The sequence below is a fragment of the Vibrio sp. OPT18 genome (assembly GCF_015163615.1).
GTDB classification, from domain to species: Bacteria; Pseudomonadota; Gammaproteobacteria; order Enterobacterales; family Vibrionaceae; genus Vibrio; species Vibrio coralliirubri.
Genome location: NZ_JADDYK010000088.1, coordinates 21,460 through 24,153, shown reverse-complemented (window position 1 = coordinate 24,153; position 2,694 = coordinate 21,460). Strand labels below are relative to the sequence as shown.

Below are 2,694 nucleotides of genomic sequence, written 5' to 3'. Positions count from 1 at the left end.
ATCTGAAACATGTTTTTTCCTACTGTTTCGTCCATTCCACAATTAACCTTATCGTTACTTTTCAGGCTGAAATGGCACTTTTCATAATTAATTTTGAGATGCCAAACGATTGCGCGAGCTTTTTTGTAATAAATTAGTTAGAATCTGCGCCATCAAATTTGGAGTTGGTTATCTTATAGCTTAATCATAAGACTAACCCAAAAGGTCTTTACCAAAACTGGCCAATATTTTATCTCTTACTGGTATCTAAGATAATCCACGCTAAGAAGATAGAAACAAGTTCTTTTTTGGCAAATATCTTTATTTTAACCCCATGAATTTGAGGAAGATGGAAGCATGAATAACGCTCGTCCAATTCGCCGCGCTCTAATCAGCGTATCAGACAAAACTGGTATCGTTGAATTTGCACAAGCTCTTGCTAACCGTGGTGTAGATATCCTATCTACCGGTGGCACTGCTCGCCTGCTTGCTGAAAAAGGCATCTCTGTTACAGAAGTATCTGACTACACTGGTTTCCCAGAAATGATGGATGGCCGTGTTAAGACTCTGCACCCAAAAGTTCATGGTGGTGTTCTAGGCCGTCGTGGCCAAGATGATGACGTGATGGAAACTCACGGTATCAACCCTATCGATATGGTTGTTGTAAACCTATACCCATTCGCAGAAACCGTTGCTAAAGAAGGTTGTACCCTTGCTGACGCTGTTGAGAACATCGACATCGGCGGTCCAACAATGGTTCGCTCTGCAGCGAAAAACCACAAAGACGTAACGATCGTTGTTAACGCATACGACTACGAGCGTGTTGTCGCTGAAATGGACGCGAACGAGCAATCTCTTACGCTAGAGACTCGCTTCGACCTCGCTATCGCAGCATTCGAACACACCGCTTCTTACGACGGCATGATCGCTAACTACTTCGGCACTATGGTTCCATCATACGGTGAGAACAAAGAAGGTGACGAAGAGTCGAAATTCCCTCGCACGTTCAACCAACAGTTCGAGAAAAAGCAAGACATGCGCTACGGTGAGAACAGCCACCAAGCAGCCGCTTTCTACGTTGAAGCGAACCCTGAAGAAGCATCTGTTTCTACTGCTCGCCAAATTCAAGGCAAAGCCCTTTCTTACAACAACATCGCAGACACTGACGCTGCACTTGAGTGTGTGAAAGAGTTCGACCAGCCAGCATGTGTGATCGTTAAGCACGCTAACCCATGTGGTGTTGCACTAGGTGAAGACATCCTAGAAGCTTACGACCGTGCATTCAAAACAGACCCAACGTCTGCATTTGGCGGCATCATCGCTTTCAACCGTGAGCTAGACGCTGCAACAGCAACGGCTATCACTGAGCGTCAATTCGTTGAAGTTATCATTGCACCATCAGTTTCTGCTGAAGCAGTAGAAATCGTAGCGGCTAAGAAAAACCTTCGCCTACTTGAGTGTGGTGAGTGGACAACGAAGACAACTGGCTTTGACGTGAAACGCGTTAACGGTGGTTTGCTAGTTCAAGACCGCGACCAAGGCATGGTGTCTGAAGATGACCTTAAAGTGGTTTCTAAACGCCAACCTACAGCTGAAGAGCTAAAAGATGCTCTATTCTGCTGGAAAGTAGCGAAGTACGTTAAATCTAACGCTATCGTTTACTCGAAAGGCGATATGACCATTGGTGTAGGCGCTGGCCAAATGAGCCGCGTTTACTCTGCGAAAATCGCAGGCATCAAAGCTGCAGACGAAGGTCTACAGGTTGAAGGTTGTGTAATGGCATCTGACGCATTCTTCCCATTCCGTGACGGTATCGACGCGGCAGCAGAAGCTGGCATCAAGTGTGTTATCCAACCGGGCGGCTCTATGCGTGATGACGAAGTGATCGCAGCAGCAGACGAACACGGCATGGCGATGATCTTTACGGGCATGCGTCACTTCCGCCACTAATTCTCTTGTCATCATTGGGGCGGTAACTGCGTTGACTACGCTCGCTTACCCGAATCACATAGCGGGCTATGCTCATAGGGATAAGCTCGCTTGTCGCCTTGTTAGCGCTCCCACTGATTTAAAGAGACCTCAAATAGTTGAATGACGTAAGCACCAACTACTTTGAGCAAAACTTATAATTTGTTTTTTAAATATTCCGATATTTGAAATACGTAGAGCAAGTCAGAGACTTTAGTTCAAGGAAAACACGCGGAGCTTATGACCATAAGTGAGCATGTTTGACACAGAAATAAAGGATCTGAAGCAGCTATAAGGATTTTAAAACATGAATGTACTAATTATTGGTGCCGGCGGCCGTGAGCACGCACTAGGTTGGAAAGCAGCACAAAACCCAAACGTTGAAACAGTATTCATCGCTCCAGGTAACGCAGGTACTGCCCTTGAGCCGAAACTAGAGAACGTAAACATCGGCGTTGAAGACATCGCTGGTTTAGTGGCGTTTGCTCAAGAGAAAAAAATCGAACTGACTATCGTTGGCCCTGAAGCGCCATTAGTTATTGGTGTAGTTGACGCATTCCGCGAAGTAGATCTTCCTATCTTTGGTCCAACTCAAGCGGCAGCACAGCTTGAAGGTTCGAAAGCATTCACTAAAGACTTCCTAGCTCGTCATGACATCCCAACGGGTTACTACGCAAACTTCACTGAGATTGAGCCAGCTATCGCTTACGTACGTGAGCAAGGCGCGCCAATCGTAGTAAAAGCTGA

The 2,694-nt window shown here is 46.1% G+C and carries 2 protein-coding genes; both read left to right on the top strand.

What is annotated here, in order from left to right; translation table 11 throughout:
* The first annotated feature begins 336 nt into the window (after nt 1-336).
* Nucleotides 337-1,929 carry a bifunctional phosphoribosylaminoimidazolecarboxamide formyltransferase/IMP cyclohydrolase gene (purH, locus tag IQQ51_RS22595; RefSeq protein ID WP_193842193.1) on the top strand — a complete coding sequence of 531 codons (1,593 nt, stop codon included), beginning with the start codon at nt 337-339 and terminating at the stop codon, nt 1,927-1,929.
* A gap of 325 nt (nt 1,930-2,254) precedes the next feature.
* A partial coding sequence (locus tag IQQ51_RS27570; RefSeq protein WP_416222620.1) for a phosphoribosylamine--glycine ligase occupies nt 2,255-2,694 on the top strand: 440 nt, incomplete at its 3' end.